Origin of the sequence: Micromonospora sp. WMMC415, assembly GCF_009707425.1 — a bacterium.
In the GTDB taxonomy this organism is placed as follows: Bacteria; Actinomycetota; Actinomycetes; order Mycobacteriales; family Micromonosporaceae; genus Micromonospora.
Genome location: NZ_CP046104.1, coordinates 5,778,249 through 5,805,091 on the forward strand (window position 1 = coordinate 5,778,249; position 26,843 = coordinate 5,805,091).

Consider the following 26,843-nt stretch of genomic DNA (forward strand, 5'->3'; position numbering starts at 1 on the left):
TCGGATGTAGAAGCGATCCGCGCGGATCTTCAGTTGAGCGGGCAAAGTTGATATTGGCGTGGTAGCGGGCGGCTGGCGTCGACGCCGGCCCGCCCGAGACCGACGGCGTCGAGCTGCGCCTTGACGTGGTTCGCCGAGGCGAGGTAGCCGGGCCGGCCGTGCGCCCCGTTGCCGCCGTTGGCATTGGCGATGGACTGGAACTGGGCCAGGTGTGCCTTGACGTTGGCCAGCGGGATGTCCGGGGCGGCGACGGCGGCCTGCGCCGGCGCGGGGTCGGGGTCCGTGGGCGCGGCGGCGGCCGACGGCGCGGTCACGGCCGTCAGCGCCGCTGCGGCCAGGGCGGCCAGCCAGCCGGAGCGCGGGGTACGGGGTCTCATGGCTCCTCCCGGTCGGGGTACCGGTCACGCCGGTGGGCGCGACCGCACGGTCCGGCCATCAATCGATGACCATCACTGCGCAGGTGCAGTGGGACCGTACAGCCGGCAAGACGCAAGCCGTCGGATTCGCCACCCAGCCGCAATTGCGACGCGCCGGACGACGGCGTCAGTGCGGGGCCGGTCCGTCCTGGTCGTCGCTCTCGACCCGGGCCCGGTCCAGGCGGCGGGTGCGGTAGGCCGCCCGGCCGATCATCTGGGCCGCCACCGGGGCGGTGGCGAGCTGGAAGAGCCCGACCAGCGCGATCATCCCCAGGTCGGACGGGGACCGCAGGCGCAACGCCACCCCGGTGAGGAGAAGCAGCACCCCGAGCGTCTGCGGCTTGGTGGCGGCGTGCATCCGGTCCAGCACGTCGGGGAAGCGCAGCACCCCGATCCCGGCGGCCAGGCTGAGCAGGGCGCCGGCCACCAGCAGAACGGCGGCGAGCCAGTCGGCGACGGCCCCCACCATCAGCGATCCTCCCGGACGGCGAAGCGGACCAGCGACACCGAGCCGACGAAGCCCAGCAGCGACAGCACCACCAGCACCGGCAGCGTCGTGGCGTGCCGGTTCACCGCCGCCTCGGCGCCGACCGCGCCGACCATCGTCGCCAGCAGCATGTCCACGGCCACCACCCGGTCCAGCAGGGACGGTCCCCGGTAGAGCCGGACCAGCGCCAGCAGCGCGGTGACCGAGAACAGGACGGTCAGGACGACGGCGAGGACGACGATCATCGGGTACCCCTCTCGACGGGACGGTCCAGCCGGCGCACCTCGGCGGCGGAGCCGAGGGCCCGCACGATCCGCCGCTCGACGACGCGCACGCGCTCCTTGTTCTCGGCGAGTTCCCGCCGACCGTGGGTGTCCAGCACGTGGACGTGGAGCACACCGGCCTCCCGGTCCACGTCGAGGACCAGGGTGCCGGGCACCAGCGACACCACCTCCGCGGTGAGGGCCAGGTTCAGGTCGCTCGGCACACGCAGCCGTACCGTGACGATGGCGCTGTGCGGGCGGTGGCCGGGCAGCACCGCCAGCGCGCCCACCCGGAGACTGGCGGTCACCAGGTCGCCCAACGTCCGGAGCACCAGCGCCAGCAGCGGGCCGGGGCGGACCCGCCCGCCGAACGTGACCGGCGGCAACGGGAAGAACACCAGCACCACGCCGGCCACCAGCAGCCCGCCGAGCAGGTTGCCCCAGGAGAAGTCGCCCCACAGCAGGTTCCAGACCAGCACCAGCCAGCCGTACGCGATCAACTGGTCCCGCCACCGCTTCGCGCGACCGCGCGGCGGGTCCGGCGTACCGTGCCGGGCGGTCACGGCGGGCCCTCCGGGAACACGGCCCGCACGTACGGCGTGCGCGCGAGCAGGTCGGTGGCGGCGTCCACGGTGACCGCGAAGAGCGGGCCGGCGCCCACGGTCAGCGTCAGACCGAGCGCGACGAGGGCGACGGTCGCCCCGAGCATCAGCGCCGGCAGGCGCCCCGGCGGCTCGGCGGTAGCCAGCCGCGGCGCCCGCCAGAAGGCGATGTTCCACACCCGCGACGCCACGTAGAGGGTCAGCAGGCTGGTCACCGCCCCGGCGGCGACCAGCGCGCCGGGTAGGACACGGCCGGTCGCCACTCCCGCCTGGAAGAGTCCGAGCTTGCCCAGGAACCCGGAGAACGGCGGAATGCCGGCCAGGTTCATCGCGGAGACGAAGAAGAGCACCGCGACCAGCGGCGCGACCCGCGACAGCCCACCGATCCGGCGCAGGTCGGTGCTGCCGGCCCGCACCTCGACGAGCCCTGCGACGAGGAACAGGGTGGTCTGGATGGTGATGTGGTGCACCACGTAGAAGATCGCGCCGGAGAGCCCGGCGACGGTACTCAGCGCCACTCCGAAGATCATGAAGCCGATGTGGCTGACCAGCGTGAACGAGAAGAGCCGCTTCATGTCGGACTGGGCGACCGCGCCGAGGATGCCGACCAGCATCGTCGCCCCGGCCACCAGCATCAGCAGGACTGCCACCCGACCGCCGGGGAAGAGCAGCGTCTCGGTCCGGATGATCGCGTACACGCCGACCTTGGTGAGCAGGCCGGCGAAGACGGCGGTGACCGGGGCCGGGGCGGTCGGGTAGCTGTCCGGCAGCCAGGCCGACAGCGGGAAGACCGCCGCCTTGACGCCGAACGCCAGCAGCAACAGCAGCTGGAGGCTCAGCCGTACGCCGTCGGGCAGCGCGTCCAGGCGCGACGCGAGCTGGGCCATGTTGACCGTGCCGGTGGCCGCGTACACGAGGCCGAGGGCGGTCAGGAAGGTCAACGACGACAGGATGCTGACCACCACGTACGTGGAGCCGGTGCGGATCCGCGTCTCCGTGCCGCCGAGCGTGATCAGCACGAAGCTCGCCGCGAGGAGGATCTCGAAGCCGACGAAGAGGTTGAACAGGTCTCCGGCGAGGAACGCGTTGGTCACGCCGGCCGTCAGCACCAGGTAGGTCGGGTGGAAGATGGCGACCGGCGCCTTCTCGCCGGCCTCCCCCTGGCCCTGCCCGATCGAGTAGAGCAGCACGCACAGCGTCACCGCGGCGGAGACCACCAGCATCAGCGCGGCCAACTGGTCGGCGATCAGCACGATCCCCACCGGGGCCGGCCACCCGCCGACCTGCACCACCGACGGCCCCTCCCGGTACGCGTGCACGAGCAGCACCAGCGCCACCGCCAGCGTGGCGGCGAGGCAGGTGACGCTGACCGCCCGCTGCACACGGGGCCAACCGGCCACCAGCAGGGCCAGCGCGGCGCCGAGCAGCGGCACCACCACCGGCAGCGCCACCAGGCGGCTCACCGCACCCTCCCGGCGTACCCGGTCATCAGTGACCGTCCGCGTCGCCGGCCCGCCGGCGGTGTGCCGGCCCCGGGTCCACCTGCTCCGGGTCCGAGTCCGGGCCCTCGCCGCCCAGGTCGGCGGTGGCCGCCTCGTTGCGCTCGGCCTGCCGCACGATCTGCCGGTCCTCGATGTCGTCGGGAACCTCGTCGTCCCCGGTGAGGTACCAGCTGCGGTAGCTGACGGCCAGCAGGAACGCGGTCAGGCCGAAGGTGATGACGATGGCGGTCAGCACCATGGCCTGCGGCAGCGCGTCGCTCATCGCGCCGGTGGGTGCGGTGCCGGCCAGGGGCGCGGCCCCGGGCCGGCCGCCGAGCAGGATGAGCAGGTTGACGCCGTTGCCGAGCAGGATGACCCCGAGCAGGATCCGGGTCAGGCTGCGTTCCAGCAGCAGCGTCACCCCGCAGGCGACGAGCACGCCGACGGCGAGGACGAGCGCCAGCGGGGGCCCCGCGTCGGCCGATGTCACGTCCCCTCCCCGGTGCGGTCCACGGCCAGGCCGCCGTCGGCGCGTCCGGCCGCCTCGATGTGCCGGTCCACCTCCGCACCGAAACTGCGCAGGATGTCCAGCGCCAGCCCCACCACCACGAGGTAGACGCCGACGTCGAAGAAGATCGAGGTGACCACGTGGAGATCGCCGACCAGTGGCAGCGACAGGTCGATCTTCGTGCTGGTCAGCACCGGCGCGCCGGTGAGCAGGGCGACCACGCCGGTGCCGACCGAGACGGCGAGCCCGGCGCCGAGCACCGTGCCGGCACCGACCGGCGCGGCCTCGGCCAGCTCGTACCGCCCGCCCGCGAGATAGCGCACCACGAGGGCCAGGCCCGCCACCAGACCGCCGGCGAAGCCGCCGCCCGGCGCGTTGTGCCCGGAGACGAGCAGGAACAGCGAGAAGAGCACCACGGTGTGGAAGATCAGCCGGGTGACCACCTCCAGCACGATCACGCGACGCCGCTCGGTGAGGGTGGGTCCACCGCGCAGCCACACCGGCCGTTCCGACGGTCCGGGGCGCCTCGCCGCCTCCGGGCGCCGGGGCCGGGGGCCGGTGCGGGATCGCTGGAAGACCAGGCTGGCCACTCCGGTCGCGGCCACGACCAGCACCGCGAGTTCGCCCATCGTGTCCCAGGCGCGGATGTCCACCAGGGTCACGTTGACCACGTTCCGCCCGTAGCCCTCGGCCACCGCCAGGTCCGGGAACGCGTCGGAGATGGTGGGGGCGGTCCGGGCACCTCCGGCGGCCAGGGCGAGACCGGCCGCCACCACGCCGACGGCCAGGCCGATCGCGCGGCGTACCCAGCGGCTCCGCCGCAGCGGCCGGGCCGAGAACCGTTGCGGCAGCCGGCGCAGCACCAGCACGAAGATCGCGATGGTGGCGGTCTCGACGAGGAACTGGGTCAGCGCCAGGTCCGGTGCCCCGTACAGCACGAAGAGCAGTGCGCTGCCGTAGCCGGTCACGCCCACCAGCAGCATCGCGGTGAGCCGCCGCCGCGCGCCCACCGCGAGCACCGCCGCGACGGCGATCACCGTCACCACGACCACCTGCAGCGGGTTGTCCCACCAGGTGATCGGTTCCTGCCACGGGCGGGCCGTCAGCAGCGCCCCGCCCGGTACGAGGACGAGCGCGACCAGGATGGTGCCGAGGTACTGCGGCAGCGACCCGCGCTGGGTGACGGCCGTGACCTCGACCGCGAGCCGGTCGAACCGGCGGGTGATCCACTCGTACCCCTGATTGCCGCTGACCGGCACGTGCAGCCGCGCCAGCACCGGGGCGAGCGGACCGCGCAACGCGAACAGCGCCGCGCCGCCGGCCACGGCGACCGCGGAGAGACCCAGTGCCGGGCTGAGGCCGTGCCACAGCGCCAGGTCCTTGGCCACCGGGCCGAACAGCTCGGCGTACGGGCGCAGCACGTGGTCGAGCACGCCGGCGGCGGGACCGGCGACCAACCCCGCCCCGGCGAGCAGGGCGGGCGGGGCGAGCAGTGGCACGCTGATCCGGCCGATGTCGGTGGGCGCGACCCCGGGCCGGCCGCCGAAGGCGCCCCACACGAACCGGGCGCTGTACGCGACGGTCAGCGCGGAGCCGGCGACCAGCGCGGCGAGCACCACCGGGCGGTCGAGGAACGCGGCGAGGACCGCCTCCTTGGCCACGAACCCGACCAGCGGCGGCAGGCCGGCCATCGACGCGGCGGCGAGCACCGCGACGGCGGTCAGCATCGGTTCCCGGCGTCCGAGGCCGGACAGTTCACGCAGGTCCCGGGTGCCGGCGCCGTGGTCGACGATGCCCACCACGAGGAAGAGCGCCGCCTTGAACAGGGCGTGCGCGAGCAGCATCGCCGTGCCGGCCAGCGCAGCGTCCGGCGTGCCCGCGCCGACCACCACGACGAGCAGGCCGAGCTGGCTCACCGTCCCGTACGCCAGCAGCAGCTTCAGGTCGGTCTGCCGCAGCGCCGCCCAGCCGCCGACGACCATGGTGGCCAGGCCGGCGAGCGTGACCACCGGGCGCCACGGCCCGGCCGTGGCCAGCACCGGCGCGAGCAGCCCGATCAGGTAGACGCCCGCCTTCACCATCGCGGCGGCGTGCAGGTACGCGCTGACCGGCGTCGGCGCGGCCATCGCCACCGGCAGCCAGGACGTGAAGGGCAGCACGGCCGACTTGGCCAGCGCCCCGACCAGGACCAGCGACACCGCCGTCACCAGGTACGTCCCACCCGGCAGCGCCGCGGTGGCCAGCTCCGACCAGCGGTAGGTCCCGGCGCGGGTGCCGAGCATGACGAACCCCACCAGCATGGCCAGGCCGCCGAGCGTGGTGACGGTCAGCGCCTGGGCTGCCGCCCAGCGGCTGGAGCGGCGCTCGGTGCTGTGCCCGATCAGCAGGTACGAGAAGATCGTCGTCAGTTCCCAGCAGACGTAGAGCAGCAGCAGGTCGTCGGCGAGGACCAGGCCGAGCATCGCGCCGGCGAAGGCCACCAGGACGGCCACGAAGCGGGCCAGCCCGAGTGCGCCCGGCGCGAAGTACCGGCCGCTGTAGACCAGCACCAACGCCCCGACGCCGCCGACGAGCAGGGTCATCAGCCAGGACAGAGTGGTCACCCGCAGCGCCACCTCGATCCCGAGCTGGCGGATCCACGGGTACGTCTCGACGACCGCTGCCCCGTCGGCGACCGCCGGCGTACGGGCCAGCGCCCAGCCGAAGGCGGCTGCCGGAGCGAGGGCGAGGAGGTAGCACGCGCGCGGCCCCCACCACCGGACGAGCGGCGCCGCGGCGAGCGCCGCCACGAGGTGGAGGATCAGCAGTACGAGCACCCGCACTCCCCGTCGAGGTGGCGGCGGCACGCCGGGCCGCACCGCGCGGGCCGCCTGGGTCGGGCGGCGTCAGACCCGGGGGCGTGGAGCGTGCCCGCCGGCCGCCGCCATCGACCGCCACGAACCGTGCCCCAGGTGCGATCAGACGCCAGATCACGGGTGGCCGGGGTTGTTTTGCGGGAATTCGCAGGATCTCGGTGCCGGCGCTCGTCAGCGGGCGGCGACCTCGGCGGCGGTGAGGTCGGCGGCGAGGTCGGCGGCGAGGTCGGCGGGGACCGGTGCGGGCTCGCGGGCCGGGCGGTCGCGGCGGGCCTCGACGAGCAGGTCGGGGCGGCCGAGCTGGACCACGACCCGGTTGACCACCCGCTGGGCGGCGGCGAGCGAGCGCACCGACAGCAGCCGCCCCCTGCTCTCCCGGCGGAGGACGAAGAAGTGCACGGCGGCGCGGACCCGGCCCCGGTCGGCGGCGCTGGCGCTGGCGGTGGACACGACCAGCTCGCGCAGTGCGTGCGCGAGCCGCTCGGCGAGCTCCAGCTCGGGGCCGGTCAGGCCGGCGCGGACGACCGCGAGATGACTGTCGACCTTGCGGATGAGCACGTCGGTGCCGGGCTCGCCATTCCGCTCCTCGACAGCCATCCGGCCCCTCCCACCCCGCGCCCGCGTCGCGAGTGAAGTTACTTTATGTTGTGGGTCACAAGCAAGCAGTTAAGTAAGACTTAACGCATTCATCGTCATATCCATCGCTTTTGCCGATGAGCCGGACAGAAGGCTCGACCGCCGGGCGGGGTTGTCACACCGCCGAGGCAGGATGGAAGGCGTGGCGGAGGTGACGGGAGACGCGGCCGGGTCGGCGACGGGCGACGCGCTCGCCGCGTTCGGCACGGCCACCCGGGAATGGTTCACGGCCGCGTTCGCCGCGCCGACCGGGGCGCAGACGGGCGCCTGGCGGTCCACCGGCGCCGGGCGCAACGCCCTGGTCGTGGCTCCCACCGGCTCCGGCAAGACACTCGCCGCGTTCCTCTGGTCGCTGGACCGGCTGGCCCGCGAGCCCGCCCCGGCCGATCCCCGGCGGCGCTGCCGGGTGCTCTACGTCAGCCCGCTCAAGGCGCTCGCGGTCGACGTCGAGCGCAACCTGCGCACCCCGCTCGCCGGCATCCGCCAGGCCGCCACCCGACTCGGCCTCACCCCACCCGAGATCACCGTCGGGATGCGCACCGGGGACACTCCCGCCGACGAGCGCCGCGCCTTCGCCCGCACCCCGCCCGACATCCTCATCACCACGCCGGAGTCGCTGTTCCTGCTGCTCACGTCAGCGGCGCGGGACTCGTTGCGGGGCGTCGAGACGGTGATCGTCGACGAGGTGCACGCGGTCGCCGGCACCAAGCGAGGGGCCCACCTCGCGCTGTCGTTGGAGCGCCTCGACGAGCTGCTGCCCGCCCCGGCCCAGCGGATCGGCCTGTCCGCGACCGTCCGGCCGGTCGACACCTGCGCCCGTTTCCTCGGCGGGGCCCGGCCGGTCGACGTCGTCGCCCCGCCCACCGCCAAGACGATCGAGGTCGGTGTGCAGGTCCCGGTGGAGGACATGACGCGCCTCGACGAGCAGGAGCCGCCCGAGGACGACCTCGGCGGCTTCGGGCCGCGCCGGGCGTCGATCTGGCCGGCGGTGGAGGAGCGGGTGTTCGCCCTGATCCGGGCCCACCGCTCGACCATCGTCTTCACCAACTCGCGCCGCTCGGCCGAGCGGCTCTGCGCCCGGCTCAACGAGCTGGCGGCCGACGAGATCGCCGGCACCGGCCCGGCGGGCGGAGCCGACGCCGGGGCGGGCGACGGCGCCTGGGGCGGGCCGGTGGGCCCGGTGCGGGCCAACCGGCCGCCGGCCGAGCTGATGGCGCAGGCCGGCGCGGTGGCCGGCGCGCCCCCGGTCATCGCGCGGGCACACCACGGCAGCGTCTCCCGCGAGGAGCGCAAGCACATCGAGGAGGCGCTCAAGTCCGGGCAGCTTCCCGCGGTCGTGGCCACCTCCAGCCTGGAGCTGGGCATCGACATGGGCGCGGTCGACCTGGTGGTGCAGATCGAGGCCCCGCCGAGCGTGGCCGCCGGCCTGCAACGGGTCGGCCGCGCCGGGCACCAGGTCGGGGCGGTGTCCCGGGGCGTGGTGTTCCCCAAGCACCGCGGGGACCTGCTCTCCTGCGCCGTGGTGGCCGAGCGGATGACCGAGGGTGCGATCGAGGAGCTGCACTACCCGCGCAACCCCCTCGACGTGCTGGCCCAACAGGTCGTCGCGATGGTGTCCCTCGACCCGTGGCGGGTCGGGGACCTGGCCGTGGTGGTGCGCCGGGCCGCGCCCTTCGCCGAGCTGCCCGACTCGGCCCTGCACGCCGTGCTCGACATGCTCTCCGGGCGGTACCCGTCGACCGCGTTCGCCGAGCTGCGTCCCCGCCTGGTCTGGGATCGGGCGACCGACGTGCTGACCGGCCGGCCCGGCGCCCAGCGGCTGGCGGTGACCAGCGGCGGCACGATTCCCGACCGGGGCCTGTTCGGGGTCTTCCTGGCCGGGGCGGAGCGGGCCGCGCGGGTCGGCGAGCTGGACGAGGAGATGGTCTACGAGTCCCGCGTCGGCGACGTCTTCCTGCTCGGCTCGTCGTCCTGGCGCATCGAGGACATCACCCCCGACCGGGTGCTCGTCTCCCCCGCGCCCGGCCAGGCGGCCAAGATGCCCTTCTGGAAGGGCGACCAGCCGGGCCGCCCGGTGGAGCTGGGCCGGGCCATCGGCGCCCGGGTCCGCGCGCTGCTGCGCCAGGGCGACGACGACGCCGCCGCCGCGCTGCGCGCCGGCGGGCTGGACGACTGGGCCGCCGGCAACCTGATGGCGTACCTGCGCGAGCAGCAGGCGGCGACCCGGGCGCTGCCGGACGACCGCACGGTGGTGGTGGAGCGGTTCCGTGACGAGCTGGGCGACTGGCGGCTCGCCGTCCACAGCGTGCTCGGCGCCCGCGTCAACGCGCCGTGGGCGCTCGCGATCGGCCGCCGGCTCACCGAGCGGTACGGGGTGGACGCCCAGGTGATGCCCTCCGACGACGGCATCGTCGTCCGCCTGCCCGACACCGCGGAGGAGCCGCCCGGCGCCGACGTGGTCGTCTTCGAGCCCGACGAGATCGCCCAGCTGGTCGAGGAGTCGGTCGGCACGTCGGCGCTGTTCGCCGCCCGGTTCCGGGAGTGCGCCGCCCGGTCGCTGCTGCTGCCCCGCCGGGATCCGCGCCGCCGTCAGCCGCTGTGGCAGCAGCGGCAGCGCGCGGCGCAACTGCTCGACGTCGCCCGGGAGTACGCGGACTTCCCGGTCACCCTGGAGGCGGCACGCGAATGCCTCCAGGATGTCTTCGACCAGCCGTCCCTCGCCGCGCTGATGTGGGAGCTGGCCGCCCGGAAGGTGCGCCTGGTCGAGGTGGAGACCCCGCAGCCGTCGCCGTTCGCGCGGTCCCTGCTCTTCGGCTACGTCGGAGCCTTCCTCTACGAGGGCGACGCCCCCCTCGCCGAGCGGCGCGCCGCCGCCCTCGCGCTGGACTCGGCGCTGCTCGGGGAACTGCTCGGCCGGGTCGACCTGCGGGAGCTGCTCGACCCGGCGGTGCTCGCCGAGACCGGACGCCAGCTGCGATGGCTGACCGAGCAGCGCCGCCCGCGCGACGCGGAGGACGTGGTCGAGCTGCTGCGGGTCGTCGGTGACCTCACCGCCGAGGAGCTGGCGACGCGCGGGGTGCCGGCGGAGTGGCTGACCGGGCTGGCGGCCGCGCGGCGGGTGCTGTCGGTCCGCATCGCCGGGGAGGAACGCTGGGTCGTCGTGGAGGACGCGGCCCGCCTGCGCGACGCGCTCGGTGTGGCGCTGCCGGTCGGCGTGGCCGAGGCGTACCTGGTGCCGGTGGCCGACCCGCTCGGCGACCTCGTCGCCCGGTACGCACGCACCCACGGCCCGTTCGCCGCCGCCACCTGCGCGGCCCGGTTCGGGCTCGGCGTGTTCGTGGTCGAGCAGGCGCTGCGCCGGCTCGCGGCGGCGGGCCGGGTGGTGTCCGGGGAGTTCGCGCCCGACACGGCCGGCTCCCAGTGGTGCGACGCCGAGGTGCTGCGGATACTGCGCCGTCGGTCCCTCGCGGCGCTGCGCCGGGAGATCGAGCCGGTGCCGCCGCGGGCGCTGGCCACGTTCCTGCCCCGCTGGCAGCAGGTCGGCTCCTCGGCGCGCGGGGTGGAGGCGGTCGCCGCGGCCGTCGAGCAGTTGCAGGGCGTGGCGGTGCCCGCGTCCGCACTGGAACGGCTGGTGCTGCCGGCGCGGGTCGCCGACTACTCCCCCGCCCAGCTCGACGAGCTGTGCGCCAGCGGTGAGGTGGTGTGGGCCGGTTCCGGCGCGATCTCCGGCGGCGACGGCTGGGTCGCCCTCGCGTACGCGGACACCGCCCCGCTGCTGCTTCCCCCGCCGGACGACTCGCTCAGCCGCACCCCGCTGCACGACGCGGTGCTCGACGCCCTCGACGACGGGCAGGCGCTGTTCTTCCGGTCCCTGTCCGACCGCGTCGGCTCCACCGACGACGCCGCCCTGACCGCCGCCGTGTGGGACCTGGTGTGGGCCGGCCACCTCACCAACGACACGCTCGCCCCGCTGCGGGCGGTGCTCGGTGGCGGTGGGGCGCACCGGTCCCGCCCGGCCACGCCACGCACCCGGTACCGGCGTCCGGGGCGGGTCGCGCTGCCCACCCGCGGCGGCCCGCCCACGGTCGCCGGGCGGTGGTCGCGGCTCCCGGAACGGGACACCGATCCGACCCGCCGCGCGGCGGCCCTCGCCGACGTGCTGCTCGAACGACACGGGGTGGTGACCCGGGGCGCGGTCGTCGCCGAGCAGGTCAGTGGCGGCTTCGCCGCCGTCTACCCGGTGCTGTCCGCGCTGGAGGAGCGGGGGGCGGCCCGCCGCGGCTACTTCGTCGAAGGGCTCGGCGCCGCCCAGTTCGCGGTGCCCGGCGCGGTCGACCGGCTGCGCGCGCTCGCCGACCCCGCCGACGGGGGGCGGGGCCGTGGCGGGCCGGCCCTGGTCCTCGCCGCGACCGACCCGGCCAACCCGTACGGCGCGGCACTGCCCTGGCCGGAGCGGGTGGTCGACTCGGGCGACGGCGCGGCGCCGGCCACCGGGCACCGGGCCGGCCGCAAGGCCGGCGCCCTGGTGGTGCTGGTCGCCGGTGACCTCGTGCTCTACGTCGAGCGGGGTGGCCGGACGCTGCTCTCCTTCACCGACGAGGCCGACACGCTGGCCGCCGCCGGCAAGGCGCTCGCCGACGTGGTCCACTCCGGAGCGCTCGGGGCGATCTCGGTGGAGCGGGCCGACGGCGAGGCGGTGCACTCGTCGCCGCTGCGCGACGCGCTGACCGCCGCCGGCTTCCGGGCCACCCCCCGCGGGCTCCGGCTACGCGGCTGACGGCTGCCGGGCCACGCCTCGCCGGATGCCGGCGACGGCCTGCGGCCACCCGGCTGACGGATCAGGGTGTCGCACCGGTCAGCGCAGGTCGGTGAGCACCTTCTCGTACTTCGGACGGTCGGCGGCCGGCGTCTTCGCCTCCAGGTAGTTGAGCACCACGGCACCCCGCTGGAACGACTGGCCGCTCCAGGTCTCGGCGATCTCCTTGGCGCTGACCTCGTCGGGGAACACGTACACCGTCACGCCGTCGGTGGCGATCAGCTCCGAGCAGCCCAGACCGAGCCCGTCCGGTCCGCAGTCGACGGACCGGTCCTTCGCGTCGGTGACCTTGAGCCCGGCCGCCTTGAACGCGGCGACGACCTCCCGCGCCCCGGGTGCGGCGCGCATGCGGGACGGCAGCACGGCCTTCGGCGCGCTCGACGGCCGGCGCTCGGTGGTGCCGGTCGCACCCGGCGCCGCCGGGTCGCCCGGCGCCGACGCGTCACCGGAGGGCGCGGAGGCGGCGGCGGCGGCCGACGGGCGCGAGCCGTCCCCCCAGGCTCCTCCCGAGGCCTTGTCGTTGTCGTCGCCGCAGGCGGCGGTCAGAGCGGTGGCGATGGCGAGCACCGCGACGGCGGGCAGGGTCCGGTTGGTCACCCTGGCAGTCTGCCAATCCCGGCCGCCGGTGGCATGGGCCGGTCGGCCAGTGGACTGTCCGACATCCGCCGAGCCGGGCCGCCGCACGCCACTCGACCTGCGGGTACGATCCGCCGCGGCACGGCGTCGACCCGGGAGGCGGGACATGGACGCGATCATCATCCGGCCGGCGGGGGCCGGTGACCGGTCGGCGGTGGACGCACTGCACGAGCGCGAGTGGGGCGGCCCGTACGTCGTCGCCCACGACACCCGCTACGACCTGCGTACCCTGCCGACCCTGGTCGCGGTGGACGGCGCCGGCACGGTCGTCGGAGCGCTCGCCCACCACGGCGACGGCGACGGGCTGGAGGTGGTGAGCGTGGTCGCCGCGATGCCGGGCGGCGGCGTGGGCACCGCACTGGTCGCCGCCGCGACGGAGGTCGCGCGGGCCGAGGGGCGAGCCCGGCTGTGGCTCGTCACCACCAACGACAACCTGCGGGCGCTGCGCTTCTACCAGCGGCGTGGGCTGCGCCTGGTGCGCGTCGACGCGGGTGCCGTCGACCGCGCCCGCCGCCTCAAGCCCACCATCCCCGAGGTCGGGGAGGACGGCATCCCGCTGCACGACGAGCTGGTTCTCGAACTGCGGCTCACCGAGCGGGACTAGCCTTTCGTCCCATGGCGCCGACGCCCTGGATCTCCTTCACCACCGACTACGGCCTCGCCGACGGTTTCGTGGCGGCCTGCCACGGCGTGATCGCCCGGCTGGCGCCGGCGGCCCGGGTCATCGACGTGACCCATCTGGTGCCGCCGGGCGACGTGCGGCGGGGCGCGGCGGTGCTCGCGCAGACCGTGCCGCACCTGCCGGCGGGCGTCCACGTCGCGGTCGTCGACCCGGGTGTGGGCACGGCGCGGCGGGGGATCGCCCTGGCCGCCGGCGACGCCCTGCTGGTCGGGCCGGACAACGGGCTGCTGCTGGACGCCGCGGTGGCGCTCGGCGGCGTCCGGGTGGCGGTGGAGCTGACGAACCCGGAGTGGCTCGGGCCGCGGGTGTCGGCCACGTTCCACGGCCGGGACGTGTTCGCGCCGGTGGCGGCCCGGCTGGCGCTCGGCGCGCCGCTGGCGGACGCCGGCCCGGCGGTCGAGCCGGGCACCCTGGTGGCGCTGCCGGCACCGCTGGTGCGCCCGGAGGCGGACGGTTTCACCGCCGAGGTACTGACCGTGGACCACTTCGGCAACGTGCAGCTCGCCGCACCGGCCGCGCTGCTGGAGCCGCTGCCCGCCGCCGTCCAGGTCGGGCACCAGCCCGCGGTGCACGGCCGGACCTTCGGTGACGCGCCACCCGGTGAACTGGTCGTCCATGTCGACTCGGCCGGCCTGGTCGCGGTGTCGGTGAACGGCGGCCGGGCCGCCGACCTGCTGGCGGTCGGGCCGGGCGACCGGCTGCACGTGAGCGCCGCCTGACGACGCGCGCTCGCGGGAGGGAGGATGGGAAGGTGCCCGAAGGCGACACCGTCTGGAACACCGCCCGCGTCCTCCAGCGGGCGCTCGCCGATGCCCGGCTGACCGGCAGCGACTTCCGGGTCCCCCAGCTCGCCGGCACCGACCTCACCGGCTGGACGGTGCGCGAGTCGGCCAGCCGCGGCAAGCACCTGCTGCTGCGCCTCGAATCCCCGCCGGGCGCGTCGGCTCCCGGGCGCCCGTCCGCCGCCGACGGTTCGCCAACCGAGCCGGACACCGGCACCCGGTGGACGTTGCACTCGCACCTGCGGATGGACGGCGCCTGGCGGGCGTACGCGCCGGGCGAGCGCTGGGCCGCGCGCCCGGCGCACCTGATCCGGGTGGTGCTGCGCAGCCCGCACGCGGTGGCCGTCGGCTACCACCTGCACGACCTGGCGCTGGTCCCGACCGCGGCGGAGGGCCACCTCGTCGGTCACCTCGGCCCCGACCTGCTCGGCCCGGACTGGGACCCGGCGGAGGCGGTTCGGCGACTCGCCGCCCACCCGGACACCACCATCGGCGAGGCCCTGCTCGACCAGCGCAACCTCGCCGGCATCGGCAACCTCTACAAGTGCGAGGTGCTGTTCCTGCGCGGGGTGTCGCCGTGGACGCCGGTCGGCGCCGTCCCCGACCTCGCCGGCACGGTCACCCTGGCGCAGAGGCTGCTCGCCGCGAACCGGGGACGGTGGACGCAGAGCACCACCGGGGCACTGCACCGGGGGCAGACCAGTTATGTGTACGGCCGGCGGGCCCAGCCCTGCCGCCGCTGCGGCACCGCGATCCGCAAGGACGAGCTGGGCGAGCGTGTCACCTACTGGTGCCCGGTCTGCCAACCACCCAGCCAGTAGCGGTGCTGCGCGCAGTCACAACCGACGACCGATCCTGGCGAGATTGAGCAAGCGCCGAACCTGGTGGCACAAGACGCGGGCCTGCCCAAGAGACAGCACGATCTCCTGTCCCCGGTCGTGAACGGCGGTTACCGACAGCGTTGGCTGCGTCGCGCCACCGAGCGAGTGCGTAAGGGCCACATCCACGATCACCGGGTCGGGATGGCCGCTGTTGACGGGTAGCCGTATCGAACGATGGCGGCCGCTCTGGTCGCAGCCGTGACGGTCGCACCAGTGCGGGTGCGCGATGCCGGCGGGGGCGGCGAGCGCGCCGGTTTGATAGACGTACACGTAACCGCAGGGCCGCCAGACATCGGGTGCCAGCGGTACTCGGCGGGCGGTGAGACCGGCCAGCTCGAAGGCCGACATCATGGGGATGCCGTGCTGGCCGCAGGTGTACGCCGACGCGTCGAGCGAGCCGCACCGCTCGCCACCGCTGGCTGAGTAGATCTCCAGACGGAGGGTGGCACTCTCCCCGCATCGAGGGAGCGCAACCGGTAGGGCGCACATAGGTCGACCTCCTTGATCCATGGTCAGCGTCTGCATCGCTTCGCCGGACGGCCGAATTCTTGAGCCGGCCTTCCCCCGCCGTGCCATACCCTTACATGGTGGTCCATGGCCTGCCTTGCAAAGACGCGGCGAGGCATGGTCACATACGGTCTTCTCATGATCGACCACGAGGGCCCCGTGCCGGTCTATCGGCAGCTCGCGGAGATCCTGCGCGAGCAGATCCTGCGTGGCGATCTACCGCCAAACCGGCCAATCCCGTCGATCGTGCGGCTACAGCAGGAGTACGGGTTGGCGCGCGGGACCGTCATCAAGGCCGTACAGGTGCTGGTCGACGAAGGCCGGGTGTACGGCGTTCCTGGTCGCGGCATGTACGTCAGGGCCGGCGCAGCCGAGCCTGAGTAGGTGTCGCTACCAGACGGCGGCCCAGGAGTCGCGGCTCACCTCGAAGAGAAAATTCTCCCGGCCGCTGCCGTCGCGACGGGTGCCGGCCGGAACCGCGCCGATCTTTGTCAACGCGCGCTGCGATCGGAGGTTGCCCGGCCCGACCAGGAAGACCACGCGTGGCACAAAGCGGAACGCGTGGGCCAGCATGAGCGCTTTCAGCTCGCCGTTGACCACCCCGCCCCAGTACGCGCGGGACAGGAACGTCCAGCCGATCTCGACCTCACCGCGCTGCTCGTCCAAGCCGTGGTAGCGCGACGAGCCGATGACGTCGCCCGACGGAGTGGTGACGGCGAGCGCCCCGCCGGAGGCGAGCGACTCGGTGAAGAAGGCCGCGAAGACGTCCCGGTGGTGCCGGTCGGAGACCGGATGCTGTGCCCAGATGAGCGGATCTCTCGCCACCGCATAGAGCAGGTCGGCGTCGTCGGCCCGTAGCGGCCGGACGGCGACCAGCGCACCGGTCAGGACCGGCTGAAGATCGAAGGGCACGCCGAAGCCTAGCGCCGGGACGGCGTGTCGGGCGGGACACTCCGGGGACGGCGGCAGGAATCGGCGCGCCGACCCAGATAGGGACGATTGGGTACTTCCTAACCACCGTCCCGGGTCGCATGCTGCGGTTGAGTGCTCACACACCGTCAGCTCAGCGCGCCGCGCCGCCACGCCGAGGTAGCGGCCCCGCGCCCGACGCCGGGAGAGCCATGGACCTGTTCCGCAGACTCCGGATCCCGTGGGCGGACCGACCGGCCGCCGACCGTCCCGACGGCACCGGTAATCCCGGCCGCGCCGCCGCCGGCCCGACGGTCCCGGCGGCCCGGAGCGCGGACGACGCCACGCCGGCACCCGCGAGCCTCGACCCGGCTGCGCTCCCCCGCTGCTTCGGGCCGGTGCCCAACCACGCGCACAGCCCGCTGCCGGTCCTCGACGCCGACGGCCAGGTGGTGCCCGGCACCGGGATCCGGAAGTTCGTCGACCCGCTGCCCACCCTGCGCGCCGCCGGCTCGACCGGGACCACCGATGCCACCGGGGCGTCACCGACCGGCGGCGGGCCCGTCGACGGCCTGCCGATCGCGGCCCCCGACACCATCACCTATCCCGGTTGCGACTACTACGAGATCGGGCTCCGCGAGTACGCGCAACGACTGCACCGCGACCTCCCGGCGACCCGGCTGCGCGGCTACCGGCAGCTCAACCTCGGCACCGACCCGACCGGGCACAACACGCTCGCGCCGCCGGAGCGCCCCGTCCACCTCGGCCCGGTGATCGTAGCCCGGCGGGGCCGGCCGGTACGGGTGAAGTTCATCAACCAGCTCCCCACCGGGCGGGCCGGCGAGCTGTTCCTCCCCGTCGACCCGACGATCGAGGGAGCGGGCACCGGGCCGCTCGACGGGCCGGCGCCGTACCCGCAGAACCGGGCCGTGCTGCACCTGGCGGGGGCGCAGACCGGCTGGATCAGCGCGGGCAACCCGTGGCAGTGGATCACCCCGGCCGGGGAGATCACCCCCTACCCGACCGGGGTGGGGCTGACCCACGTGCCCGACATGCCCCACCCCGGCGCCGGGGCCACCACGCTCTACTACCCGAACGACCAGAGCGGACGGCTACTCACGTTCCAGGACAACACCGTCGGCCTGGCCCGGCTGACCGTCTACACCGGGCAGCTCGCGCTCTACCTGCTCACCGACCCGGCCGAGGAGCGGCTGGTCGCCGACGGGGTGCTCCCCGCCGACCAGATCCCGCTGGTGTTCGAGGACAGGACCTTCGTGCCCGACGACACCCAGCTGGCCGGTGAGGACCCGACCTGGGACCGGGACCGGTGGGGCGCCCGCGGCAGCCTCTGGCATCCGCACGTCTACCAGCCCCGGCAGAACCCGCACCGCAGCGGCGGCGGAAACCCGACCGGGCGCTGGGACTACGGGCCGTGGTCGCGTACCGCCGAGGAGACCGGCCCGGACGGCGAGTCGTGGCCGAACGGCGCGGCACCGGCCACCGGCCCCGGCCCGGTGCCGAACCCCCACCACGACCCGGTCACCGCGCCGGACGAGCCGCCGGTGACGCCGGGCGTTCCGCACCCGTCGGCGGTGCCGGCCGCGTACGGCGACACGGTGCTGGTCAACGGCGTGGCGTACCCGTGGCTCGCGGTCGAGCCGCGCGCCTACCGCTTCCGCATCCTCAACGCGTGCCCGGACCGCAGCCTGAACCTCCAGCTCTACCGTGCCCGCGCCGCCGGTCCGTTGTGGGATCCGGACGGCGCGCTCGCCGACCCGGGAGCCGGCGAGGTGCCGATGGTCGAGGCGGTCCGGACGCCGGACCGCCCGGCCGGCTGGCCGGCGGACGGGCGTGAGGGCGGGGTGCCGGACCCCCGCGCCGCCGGTCCGGAGCTGGTGCAGATCGGCAACGAGGGTGGCCTGCTGCCGGCCCCGGTGGTCATCCCGAACCAGCCGGTGACCTACCGGTACGACCGGCGCGACCCCACGGTGCTCAACGTCGACGGGCACGCCCTGCTGCTCGCCCCCGGGGAGCAGGCCGACGTACTGGTCGACTTCTCCACGGTCGCCCCGGGCGGCACGCTGATCCTCTACAACGACGCCCCGGCGCCGCTGCCCGGCTTCGACCCCCGGTACGACCACCACACCGACGCGCCGGACCTCCGTGCGGAGGGCGGGACGCCGCCGAGCCGCCCCGGTTACGGCCCGAACACGCGGACGCTGCTCCAGTTCCGGGTGAGCGGCACGCCGGCACCCCGGTACGACCTGGCCCGGCTGCGCGAGCGGCTGCCTCGCGCGTACGCGGCCAGCCAGCGCCCGCCGATCGTGCCGCAGCCCGCGTACGACGCGGCGCTCGGCACCCGCACCGCCCGCGAGACGGTGGTGCCCGTCCACGCCACCACGGTGAGCTTCACCCCGATCGGTGGCGGCTCGCCGGTGCTGCTGCCGCTCGCCGTGAAGGCGGTCCAGCAGGTCTTCGAGCCCGGTCACGGCCGGCTCGCCGGGCGGCTCGGCGTCGGGCACCCGCACGGCGGCCCGCTGGGGCCCGCCGTGCTGCCGCTCGGCCCGACCGATCCGGCCACCGAGGTGGTGCAGGTCAGCGACCCGGCGGCGCCGGTCGGCGCACCAGGCGACGGCACGCAGCTCTGGCGGATCCGCGGGGCCAGCCGGCAGACCCAGCCGGTCCGGCTGGACGGTGTCGACCTGCAACTGGTCAACCGGGCGGGGTGGGACGGCACGCTGCGACCGCCCGACGAGAACGAGCTGGGCTGGAAGCAGGTGGTCCGGGTGAACCCCCGGGAGGACGTCATCGTCGCGCTGCGCCCGGTCGCGCCATCCCTACCGTTCAAGATCGGCGACAGCGTACGGCTGCTGGACCCCGGCCGGCCCGCCGGCGCGCGTACCGGCTCCACACCGGTGAGCCCGGTGGACGGCCGGCCGGCGCTGGTTGTCAACCAGTTGGTGAACCTGGGCTGGGAGTACCGCTGGCACAGCCAGCTCGCCGGCCACCGGGACCAGGGCATGAGCCGGCCCCTCGTGCTGCGGGTCGCCCCGAAGGCGCCCACCGGCCTGACCGCGACTCCGGCACCGGGGTCGGCCACCGCGTTACCGGCGATCACGCTCGCCTGGACCGGCAACGGCAGCCGGCCGGCGGCCGCGAGCCACCTGCTCCAGCGGGCCACCGATCCGACCTTCACCGAGGGGCTCACCGGGATCACGGTGGCCGCCACCGCCACCCGGTACACCGACGCCACGGTCACCCCCGGCGTCACCTACCACTACCGGATCCGGGCGGAGAACTCGGTGAGCTGCTCGGCCTGGTCGAACAGCGTGCCCGCGTCGGTCCAGCTCGCGGCGCCGGCCGGGCTCGCCGCGGCGGTGCCGCCGGCGGCTCCGCTGCGGGTGGCGCTGCGGTGGCGCAACCGGTCCTTCGCCACCGGCATCGACGTCCAGCGGGCCACCAACCCGACGTTCACCAGCGGGCCGGGCACCACCGCGATCGGCGTCGGCGACACCCACCTGGACACCGCCGTGGCACCGGACACCATCTACTACTACCGGGTGCGCACCACGTACCTCGGCGCGGCCTCACCGTGGTCCACTGTGGCGCAGGTGACCACCCCGCCGCGGCCGGGTGTGCCGACCTCGGTCAGCGTCACCGCCACGGCGCCGGCCCCGGACACGGCGTCGGTGATCCTGGGCTGGACGGCCAGCACCCCGGCGGGGCAGGGCGCCGGGTTCACCGTGCAGCGGGCCCTGGATGCCGCGTTCACCCGGGAGGTGGCCACCTTCACCGTGAGCGGGCGGGGCTTCACCAACACGGGCCTGGTCCGCGGCGTCACGTACCACTACCGCATCCGCTCGTTCAACGTCGTGGGCACGTCCGCGTTCAGCACGCCCGTGGCGGTGACGACGCCCCAGTGACTTGGCGGCCTCAATCCGTGGTCCCGCACGGGCCATCGTGGTCGGTGCGTCGGCACCCGGTTGCGCCGCTATCGCGTGAACTCAGATCGGCGCTGGTGGCGATACCCGGCTCCCTACGCCGCGGACGGTGAGCCTCCGCCCAGGTAGACCACTGATGCAATCATGCACGCCAGACAGAGGACCAGCAGTGCTACGTGCACCGGCCGCCAACTGCGCGCCACGGAACCGGCGGTCGTTACCATCGGCGTTTCCTCCATGAGCCTCAGTATCGCCCTCAGCCTTCGTTCGTATTCGGCGACACTCAACGTATGACCGCCACCCACTCCAGGTATCAGTGCGCTCATATCGATGGGGGAATGCCCCAGCACCCGCAACTCGATGTTGAGTCGCGAATGACCCTGAACTCCATCGACGAGCGACCGCGGCACGTCGTATCTGACCATCGGGTTGGCCACCACGACATGCGTTTTGGTCACCGCAATGTACGCCGCCGGACCAGCTAGGTAGAAGAGCGCGATTCCAGTTGCCAGGAACGGAAAAAAGCCAACTATCACCCTGGCGTTCTCATCCGTGATCTCCGTCAGAGACCACACCCCGGCCGCCGCCAGTATCACCATACCCATGAAGGCGAGCTTGTCCAGACGCCGAATCACCGTCTCGCCTCTGCCACGACTGTGATCCAGGTTCACGTGGCCCTCGGGGGTCTTGAGTCCGAACAGCCAGCACCGCTGCCGACAGCCACTTGCTAGCGTCCGCGTCTGGCGACACGATCCGCCCATCGCCCACGATCACGGCGGCAGCGGGCAGGGACCAGAAGTCGAGGCCGATTGAACCAGTAAATCGTTGCGACCGACGCTGCCGACGCCAACGTGAGAGCTATCAGGGATTTCTCAGCGACGAGCCACGAAGCGGCTGTCATGATCAGACCGCAGGTGAGGGCGAGACCAGATGCCTGATAGGGGACTGCCTCGGCAGCGACCGCTGTCAAGCCTCCTCCGTTTCGTGTTGATCAGTGGTTCGGTCGCTCAGCGGGTAGTGGTGCTCAGGTTGCCGACGCCGCGCAGCTCGGCGAGGGCCGAGGCGACCCCGTGCAGCAGGTCGGTCGCCTCGGTCAGCCGGGCCGCCGCCGGGTGTTCGGTGCCCGGTCGCGCGTTCTCCGCCACGTAGCCGGCGGCGGCCACGACCAGCCGCTCGTACGCCGCGACGCCGCTCTCCAGCTGAGCGCTGAGCGCCGCGTGGGCCTCGGCCAGCGGCGCCCGCGCGTCGGGCGGCGCGAGCCGCAGCGCACGTTCGACGCTGGCGACCCGGGCGGCGAGGTCCCGCAGCGACCGGTCGGCCGCGGCGGCCTCGGAAACGGCCGGCTCCGCCAGCCCGGTCAGGCGCGTCGTCATGCCGGCGAAGGTGAGTGCGGCCCGGTCCAGCCGGGCGAACGGCTCGGCGGCGCTGGTGCCGCGCAGCGCCACCCGCGACCGCATCCGGCGGACCTCGGCGAGCACGCCCGGCCCGACGGGGAGCCGCTCCACCGCGGCGACCAGCCGGGCCCGGGAGCGGGCCGCCGCCTCGGCCGGGTCGAGTGGGGGCGGGGCCGGCCGGGCGGCCAGCGCCCGCAGGTCGATCCACCGCCACGCCGCCAACGCCACGGCGCCGCCCGCGCCGGCGGCCCACGCCGCGTCCGGCAGGCCCAGACCGGCATACGGCGTGAGCACGGCGGCGGCGCCGCCGAGGCCACCGGCCAGCACGCTCCACCGGCGGGCGGACCGCCGCAACCGGCCGAGCCGCCGGAAGTACCGCGTACGCTCGTCTGCCACGTCGCCTCCTCGACCCGCCCGCTCAGCCGGCGGCTGTGGTGTCCCCGCTGCCGCGTTCGCGGCTGATGCTGGCCCGGATCTCGTCGAGCCGGGCGGCGGCCGCCGGGTCGGCGGCCGGTGCCGCCGGGGCGGCCTGCTCGGGCCGGGCCACGGCCGGCCGCTCGGCGGCACCGCCGAGCTTCTCCCCCGCCATGCTGGCGCGAATCTGTTCCAGCCGGGCGGAACCGGCCGAATCCAGCGTCGCCTTCTGGATCTCCAGCATGCGTCCCTCGACCGAGTTGCCGGCCAGCTCGGCGCGGCCCATCGCGGTGGCGTACCGCCGCTCGATCCGGTCGCGGACCTCGTCCAGGGTGGGGGTGGTGCCGGGCGCGGTGATCGCGGACATCGACTCCAGCGAGGCGGCGACGCTCTCCTGCATCTTCGCCTGCTCCAGCTGGCTGAGGAGCTTCGCCCGCTCGGCGAGCTTCTGCTGGAGGATCATCGAGTTGTTCTCGACGGCCTTGCGGGCCTGCGCCGCCGCACCGAGCGCCTGGTCGTGCAGGGTCTTCAGGTCCTCGGTGGCCTGCTCGGCCGAGACCAGCTGGGTGGCGAGCGTCTGGGCGGACTGCTCGTAGCGCGACGCCTCGGCCTCGTCGCCCTTCGCGCGGGCCTGGTCGGTCAGCACCAGGGCCTGGCGGGCGTTCGCCTGCAACCGCTCGACCTCGGACATCTGACGGGACAGCTTCATCTCCAGCTGCCGCTGGTTGCCGATCACCGCGGCGGCCTGCTGGACGAGCGCCTGGTGCTGGCGCTGGGCCTCCTCGATCGCCTGCTGGATCTGCACCTTCGGATCGGCGTGCTCGTCGATCTTGGCGCCGAAGAGCGCCATCAGATACTTCCAACCCTTGACGAACGGGTTCGCCATCTCCGCGGTATCCCCTCAGTAGCGTCGCGCCGCCCGTGGCCGTCCGTCCGCGGTGCGGCAGTGGCTCCATCGTCCCAGGCGGATGCCAGTGCGGCATCCCTACGTGACGAGCGGGGTCGCCACCGTCGCGATCAACCCTACGCGGCGTACGGGTGACCGGCCATGACGAGAGCCGGTAAACCAGGGTCGAGCCAGGGTCGCCCGCAGGTGGGCCCGGGGCGCGGACGCCGGCCGGTGGGTCAGGCGGCGCAGACCACGTCGCGGTCGGCGGGGCGCACCCGGGTGCTGCGCAGGGTGGCCTTGAGCGGCGAATCCTGCCGGACCTGGACGGAGACCGTGCCGTCGGAGGAGACCTGACGGACACCGCGCCCGGCGGCCTTGCGCACGGCCGGCGGCGGCACCGGGGTGGACTGCTCGACCGGCTCGTCCTGGACGGGAACCAGCACGCCCGGCATCTGTTCGGCGAGGGCGACCGTGTCGCTCACCTCGCGCAGCAGCTCGGACAGGCGCGCGCCCAGCGCGTCGCAGATGGCGGCCAACAGCTCGCTCGACGGCTCCTTCTGGCCGCGCTCGATCTCGGAGAGGTAGCCGAGGCTGACGTTGGCGGCGGAGGAGACCTCGCGCAGGGTGCGGTGCTGCCCCTGCCGGCGTGCCCGCAGCGCGTCACCGATCACCCGGCGTAGCAGGACCATCGCACCTCCCCTGGGGAACACCACTCCCGCACCGACGGCCCGGACCCTCCGGCCCCGGGCCACCAAAGCCTTCCCGCAACCGTACCCGTTGCGCGCCCGGCCGACATCCCGCCCCGCCCGTCGGAATCGGACGATCCCTCACCGCGGGGCGGCACCGGCCGGGTCGCGCCCGGCGGAAGCGGAGTCGACCGGGCTGCCACCGTCGGCGTCGTGGAGCCGGTCGGCCAGCAGCCGCAGCGCCTCCACGACGGCGGCCGACCGGATGTGGTCGCGGCCACCGTCCAGGTCCAGCTCGCGCACCGCGCTGCCGGACGGGCCCGCCACGGCCACGTACACCAGCCCGACGGGCTTGCCGTCCTGCGGTTCCGGCCCGGCCACCCCGGTCGTGGCGAGGGCCCAGTCGGCCCCGCACCGCCGCCGCCCGCCCTCCGCGAGCGCCACCGCGACGTCCGGGTCGACCGGCCCGCGCTCGGCCAGCAGGTCCTCCGGTACGCCGGCCAGCCCCGACTTCAACTCGGTGGCGTAGACCACGAGACCGCCGCGGTAGACGCTGCTGACACCGGCGATCTCCACGATCGCCCCGGCGAGCAGGCCGCCGGTCAGCGACTCGACGGTGGCGAGGGTCTGCTGCCGCTCGGCGAGGCTGTGCACCGCGCCGGCCGCGGGGCTGCCGACCGGCCGATCGCCGTGGGCGTCCGTCTCGATCTCCATGCCGACCTTCCTTCCCCCGGCCCGGCCGCGGTACTCGTCGGGCCGGACGCGCACCGCTCAGCCGGTGCGCCGGCGCAGGCGAACGGCCTGGGCGACGTAGTCGAAGCCGGTGACGACCGTCACCGCCACGGCGGCACCCATGATCCAGGGGCCGACCGCGGCCAGGGCGGCGGGCATCGGCAACAGGTACCAGGCGATCGCCAGGATCTGGAGGGCGGTCTTGATCTTGCCACCCCGACTGGCGGCGATCACGCCGCGGCGGATCACCCAGAACCGCAGCGCCGTGATGCCCAGCTCCCGCGCGAGGATCACGACCGTCACCCACCAGGGCAGCCGGTCGTACCAGGAGAGCAGCAGCAGGGCGGCGCCGGTGAGCGCCTTGTCCGCGATCGGGTCGGCCACCTTGCCGACCGACGTGACCATGCCGAACCGGCGGGCGATCCACCCGTCCACCAGGTCGGTGACCGAGGCCACCGCGAAGATCGTGCAGGCGGCGATCCGCCAGCCCGGGTGGCTCATCGCGGAGACGACCACGGACGCCGCGAACACCGGCACCAGCACCAGCCGCAGCAGCGTCAGCCCGTTGGCCGCGTTCAGCACGGACACCCGGGCGACCACCGGGGCCGAGGCCGGCTCCGCCGCCCCGGTCACCGCGGCACCCCGCTCCGACCGCCGTGGCCGACCTGGCACCTCACCACGTGGCTCCCTCGCTCCGTCCGGGCCCGCCGTCACCGTTCCGCGCCGGGCGCCGCCGAGATCATCTCATCCGGTACGGCGACCAGGTCGACTCCCTCGGTCGCGGTGACCGTCGCGCGGACCAGGTCACCGGGGCGCAACGCGGCCAGATCCACCCCGCCGCCGGGCGGCGCGACCAGGGTGGTCGAGCCGTCGACCTCGGGCGCCTGGTGCGCGGCACGCCCCTCGACCACGCCCTCGTCGACCGAGTCGACCAGGACCTCGACCGTCGAACCGAGCCGCTCCTCGGCCCGCTGGGCGCACAGCTCGTCGGCCAGGGCGCTGAGCTTGTCGTACCGCCGCTTGACGGTGGCGGCCGACACCTTGCCCGGGAAGCCGGCGGCCTCGGTGCCGTCCTCGTCGCTGTAGTCGAACACGCCGATCGCGTCCAGGCGCGCCTCGCTCAGGAAGCGGACCAGCTCGGCCACGTCGGCCCGGGTCTCCCCGGGGAAGCCGACGATGAAGTTGCTGCGGGCGCCGGCCTCCGGGGCCAGGGCGCGGGCGCTGCCCAGCAGCTCCAGGAAGCGGTCGGAGGAACCGAAACGGCGCATCCGGCGCAGGACCGGCTCGCTCGAATGCTGGAAGGACAGGTCGAAGTACGCGGCGACGCCCGGCGTCGTGGCGATCACCTCGACCAGGCCGGGCCGGGTCTCGGCGGGCTGGAGGTAGCTCGCCCGCACCCGGACGATGCCGTCGATGGCGGCGAGCTGCGGCAGCAGCTTCTCCAGCGCCCGCGGGTCGCCGAGGTCCTTGCCGTACGAGGTGGAGTTCTCGCTGACCAGCACCAGCTCGCGCACCCCGGTCTTGGCCAGCCACTCGGCCTCGGCGAGCAGCTCATCCGGCGTACGGGAGACGAACGCGCCGCGGAAGGCGGGGATGGCGCAGAACGCGCAGCGCCGGTCGCAACCGCTGGCCAGCTTGAGGGAGGCGACCGGGCCGGTGTCGAGCCGGCGCCGCAGCACCGGCCGCAGGTGCGCCGGGGTGTGCTCGTCGGTCTCGACGGCGGCGCGGGTGCCGTGCCCGGGCAGCGACACCGCCGCCTCCCGGCGCTTGACCGGGGTGAGCGGCAGCAGCTCGCGGCGGTCGCGCGGAGTGTGTGCGTCGACCGCGTCACCGGCGAGCACCGAACCCAGCCGCGCGGAGATGTCGGGGTAGTCGTCGAAGCTCAGCACCGCCTGCGCCTCGGGCAGGCTGTCGGCCAGTTCCCGCCCGTACCGCTCGGCCATGCACCCGGCCGCCACCACCTTGGCGCCGGTGTCGGCGGCGGCGAGGAGGGTCTGGATCGAGTCCTGCTTGGCCTTCTCGACGAACCCGCAGGTGTTCACGACGACCACGTCGGCGCCCTCACCGTCGGTCGTGACCTGCCACCCGTCGGCGTGCAGGCGGGCAGCCAACTCCTCCGAGTCGACCTCGTTGCGGGCGCAGCCCAGGGTCAGCAGGGCGACGCGACGGCCGTCGGCGGGTGAAGGGGAGGTGGCAGACACCATCCGAGGGTACCGGGCCGGCGGGCGGTCGCCGTGACGGCGGGCCGCCGGCATCGGCCAGCTCACCCGTCCGTCCGTCGGCGCGCGACGTGCGGCAGGTCGCGGGATCCGACCGTCCGGAGGGC

The 26,843-nt window shown here is 74.5% G+C and carries 23 protein-coding genes and 1 pseudogene; 6 read left to right on the plus strand and 18 right to left on the minus strand.

The genetic code is table 11. The features are described from left to right. Window positions 1-98 precede the first annotated feature (98 nt). The 8 genes and pseudogenes from GKC29_RS27055 to GKC29_RS27090 all read right to left on the minus strand — a co-directional run. Window positions 99-377, minus strand: a pseudogene (locus GKC29_RS27055) (aminopeptidase); the annotation flags it as partial. Between the two features lie 166 nt (window positions 378-543). Beyond that, window positions 544-885 carry a monovalent cation/H(+) antiporter subunit G gene (gene mnhG, locus GKC29_RS27060; RefSeq protein WP_196255747.1) on the minus strand — a complete coding sequence of 114 codons (342 nt, stop codon included), beginning with the start codon at window positions 883-885 and terminating at the stop codon, window positions 544-546. Next, entirely contained in the window at window positions 885-1,148 is a 264-nt protein-coding gene (locus GKC29_RS27065; protein WP_155333496.1) for a monovalent cation/H+ antiporter complex subunit F, read from the minus strand. The genes mnhG and GKC29_RS27065 overlap by 1 nt, the downstream gene beginning before the upstream one ends. Then, window positions 1,145-1,729, minus strand: coding sequence for a Na+/H+ antiporter subunit E (locus tag GKC29_RS27070; RefSeq protein ID WP_155333497.1), 585 nt, complete (start codon window positions 1,727-1,729; stop codon window positions 1,145-1,147). Before GKC29_RS27070 ends, GKC29_RS27065 begins: the two co-directional genes overlap by 4 nt. Beyond that, a complete protein-coding gene (locus GKC29_RS27075; RefSeq protein ID WP_155333498.1) occupies window positions 1,726-3,231 on the minus strand; it encodes a Na+/H+ antiporter subunit D in 1,506 nt (501 codons plus the stop codon). Before GKC29_RS27075 ends, GKC29_RS27070 begins: the two co-directional genes overlap by 4 nt. Window positions 3,232-3,256: 25 nt before the next feature. Continuing rightward, a complete protein-coding gene (locus GKC29_RS27080; protein ID WP_155333499.1) occupies window positions 3,257-3,739 on the minus strand; it encodes a Na(+)/H(+) antiporter subunit C in 483 nt (160 codons plus the stop codon). Then, a complete protein-coding gene (locus tag GKC29_RS27085) occupies window positions 3,736-6,573 on the minus strand; it encodes a Na+/H+ antiporter subunit A (protein ID WP_155333500.1) in 2,838 nt (945 codons plus the stop codon). The genes GKC29_RS27080 and GKC29_RS27085 overlap by 4 nt, the downstream gene beginning before the upstream one ends. A 210-nt stretch (window positions 6,574-6,783) precedes the next feature. Continuing rightward, window positions 6,784-7,209 carry a hypothetical protein gene (locus GKC29_RS27090; RefSeq protein WP_230688836.1) on the minus strand — a complete coding sequence of 142 codons (426 nt, stop codon included), beginning with the start codon at window positions 7,207-7,209 and terminating at the stop codon, window positions 6,784-6,786. Window positions 7,210-7,390: 181 nt separating this feature from the next. Between GKC29_RS27090 and GKC29_RS27095 the strand changes: the two genes are divergently transcribed. Next, the gene (locus GKC29_RS27095; protein ID WP_230688837.1) at window positions 7,391-12,025 is read left to right on the plus strand and encodes an ATP-dependent helicase; all 4,635 of its coding nucleotides are present in this window, start codon (window positions 7,391-7,393) and stop codon (window positions 12,023-12,025) included. Window positions 12,026-12,103: 78 nt separating this feature from the next. Here GKC29_RS27095 and GKC29_RS27100 read toward each other — a convergent pair whose 3' ends face one another. After that, the gene (locus tag GKC29_RS27100) at window positions 12,104-12,661 is read right to left on the minus strand and encodes a hypothetical protein (protein ID WP_155333501.1); all 558 of its coding nucleotides are present in this window, start codon (window positions 12,659-12,661) and stop codon (window positions 12,104-12,106) included. Between the two features lie 145 nt (window positions 12,662-12,806). On the opposite strand from GKC29_RS27100, the gene GKC29_RS27105 reads away from it, so the two are divergent. Genes GKC29_RS27105 through GKC29_RS27115 form a run of 3 tightly spaced genes read left to right on the plus strand, consistent with a single transcriptional unit; the run spans window position 12,807 to window position 14,985 of the window. Then, window positions 12,807-13,304, plus strand: a complete 498-nt coding sequence (locus tag GKC29_RS27105; protein WP_155333502.1) for a GNAT family N-acetyltransferase — start codon at window positions 12,807-12,809, stop codon at window positions 13,302-13,304. Between the two features lie 11 nt (window positions 13,305-13,315). After that, the gene (locus tag GKC29_RS27110; RefSeq protein WP_155333503.1) at window positions 13,316-14,101 is read left to right on the plus strand and encodes an S-adenosyl-L-methionine hydrolase; all 786 of its coding nucleotides are present in this window, start codon (window positions 13,316-13,318) and stop codon (window positions 14,099-14,101) included. Window positions 14,102-14,133: 32 nt separating this feature from the next. Next, on the plus strand, window positions 14,134-14,985 hold the full coding sequence (locus GKC29_RS27115) for a zinc finger domain-containing protein (protein WP_155333504.1): 852 nt from the start codon (window positions 14,134-14,136) through the stop codon (window positions 14,983-14,985). A 15-nt stretch (window positions 14,986-15,000) separates the two neighbouring features. Here the strand turns inward: GKC29_RS27115 and GKC29_RS27120 are convergent, their stop codons facing one another. Continuing rightward, on the minus strand, window positions 15,001-15,570 hold the full coding sequence (locus GKC29_RS27120; protein ID WP_155333505.1) for a hypothetical protein: 570 nt from the start codon (window positions 15,568-15,570) through the stop codon (window positions 15,001-15,003). A 120-nt stretch (window positions 15,571-15,690) separates the two neighbouring features. Here GKC29_RS27120 and GKC29_RS27125 point away from each other — a divergent pair, with 120 nt between their 5' ends. Further along, window positions 15,691-15,936 (plus strand): GntR family transcriptional regulator, encoded by a 246-nt coding sequence (locus GKC29_RS27125; RefSeq protein WP_155333506.1) that lies wholly within the window; start codon window positions 15,691-15,693, stop codon window positions 15,934-15,936. A gap of 6 nt (window positions 15,937-15,942) precedes the next feature. On the opposite strand, the gene GKC29_RS27130 is transcribed toward GKC29_RS27125, so the two are convergent. After that, entirely contained in the window at window positions 15,943-16,464 is a 522-nt protein-coding gene (locus tag GKC29_RS27130) for a GNAT family N-acetyltransferase (protein WP_155333507.1), read from the minus strand. 209 nt (window positions 16,465-16,673) lie between these two features. On the opposite strand from GKC29_RS27130, the gene GKC29_RS27135 reads away from it, so the two are divergent. Further along, window positions 16,674-20,384 carry a hypothetical protein gene (locus GKC29_RS27135; protein WP_155333508.1) on the plus strand — a complete coding sequence of 1,237 codons (3,711 nt, stop codon included), beginning with the start codon at window positions 16,674-16,676 and terminating at the stop codon, window positions 20,382-20,384. A gap of 113 nt (window positions 20,385-20,497) precedes the next feature. On the opposite strand, the gene GKC29_RS27140 is transcribed toward GKC29_RS27135, so the two are convergent. From GKC29_RS27140 to rimO, 7 genes are all read right to left on the minus strand, one after another. Then, window positions 20,498-21,073: a hypothetical protein gene (locus GKC29_RS27140; RefSeq protein WP_155333509.1), complete on the minus strand. Its 576-nt coding sequence runs from the start codon at window positions 21,071-21,073 to the stop codon at window positions 20,498-20,500. A gap of 336 nt (window positions 21,074-21,409) precedes the next feature. Continuing rightward, a complete protein-coding gene (locus GKC29_RS27145) occupies window positions 21,410-22,192 on the minus strand; it encodes a hypothetical protein (RefSeq protein WP_155333510.1) in 783 nt (260 codons plus the stop codon). 22 nt (window positions 22,193-22,214) lie between these two features. After that, on the minus strand, window positions 22,215-23,096 hold the full coding sequence (locus GKC29_RS27150; protein ID WP_155333511.1) for a PspA/IM30 family protein: 882 nt from the start codon (window positions 23,094-23,096) through the stop codon (window positions 22,215-22,217). A 239-nt stretch (window positions 23,097-23,335) separates the two neighbouring features. After that, window positions 23,336-23,788 carry a helix-turn-helix domain-containing protein gene (locus GKC29_RS27155; protein ID WP_155333512.1) on the minus strand — a complete coding sequence of 151 codons (453 nt, stop codon included), beginning with the start codon at window positions 23,786-23,788 and terminating at the stop codon, window positions 23,336-23,338. Window positions 23,789-23,926: 138 nt separating this feature from the next. Next, on the minus strand, window positions 23,927-24,493 hold the full coding sequence (locus tag GKC29_RS27160; protein ID WP_370463376.1) for a CinA family protein: 567 nt from the start codon (window positions 24,491-24,493) through the stop codon (window positions 23,927-23,929). A 63-nt stretch (window positions 24,494-24,556) separates the two neighbouring features. Continuing rightward, a complete protein-coding gene (pgsA, locus tag GKC29_RS27165; protein ID WP_155333514.1) occupies window positions 24,557-25,150 on the minus strand; it encodes a CDP-diacylglycerol--glycerol-3-phosphate 3-phosphatidyltransferase in 594 nt (197 codons plus the stop codon). Window positions 25,151-25,227: 77 nt separating this feature from the next. Beyond that, window positions 25,228-26,721, minus strand: coding sequence for a 30S ribosomal protein S12 methylthiotransferase RimO (gene rimO, locus GKC29_RS27170; protein WP_155333515.1), 1,494 nt, complete (start codon window positions 26,719-26,721; stop codon window positions 25,228-25,230). Window positions 26,722-26,843: the final 122 nt, after the last annotated feature.

What these genes read in the sequence shown, in the direction of transcription:
- mnhG (WP_196255747.1), bottom strand. Translation starts at nt 885, where the DNA reads ATGGTGGGGGCCGTCGCCGACTGGCTCGCCGCCGTTCTGCTGGTGGCC.
- GKC29_RS27065 (WP_155333496.1), bottom strand. Translation starts at nt 1,148, where the DNA reads ATGATCGTCGTCCTCGCCGTCGTCCTGACCGTCCTGTTCTCGGTCACC.
- GKC29_RS27090 (WP_230688836.1), bottom strand. Translation starts at nt 7,209, where the DNA reads ATGGCTGTCGAGGAGCGGAATGGCGAGCCCGGCACCGACGTGCTCATC.
- GKC29_RS27105 (WP_155333502.1), top strand. Translation starts at nt 12,807, where the DNA reads ATGGACGCGATCATCATCCGGCCGGCGGGGGCCGGTGACCGGTCGGCG.
- GKC29_RS27110 (WP_155333503.1), top strand. Translation starts at nt 13,316, where the DNA reads ATGGCGCCGACGCCCTGGATCTCCTTCACCACCGACTACGGCCTCGCC.
- GKC29_RS27120 (WP_155333505.1), bottom strand. Translation starts at nt 15,570, where the DNA reads ATGCAGACGCTGACCATGGATCAAGGAGGTCGACCTATGTGCGCCCTA.
- GKC29_RS27125 (WP_155333506.1), top strand. Translation starts at nt 15,691, where the DNA reads ATGATCGACCACGAGGGCCCCGTGCCGGTCTATCGGCAGCTCGCGGAG.
- GKC29_RS27135 (WP_155333508.1), top strand. Translation starts at nt 16,674, where the DNA reads ATGGACCTGTTCCGCAGACTCCGGATCCCGTGGGCGGACCGACCGGCC.
- GKC29_RS27150 (WP_155333511.1), bottom strand. Translation starts at nt 23,096, where the DNA reads ATGGCGAACCCGTTCGTCAAGGGTTGGAAGTATCTGATGGCGCTCTTC.
- GKC29_RS27155 (WP_155333512.1), bottom strand. Translation starts at nt 23,788, where the DNA reads ATGGTCCTGCTACGCCGGGTGATCGGTGACGCGCTGCGGGCACGCCGG.
- rimO (WP_155333515.1), bottom strand. Translation starts at nt 26,721, where the DNA reads ATGGTGTCTGCCACCTCCCCTTCACCCGCCGACGGCCGTCGCGTCGCC.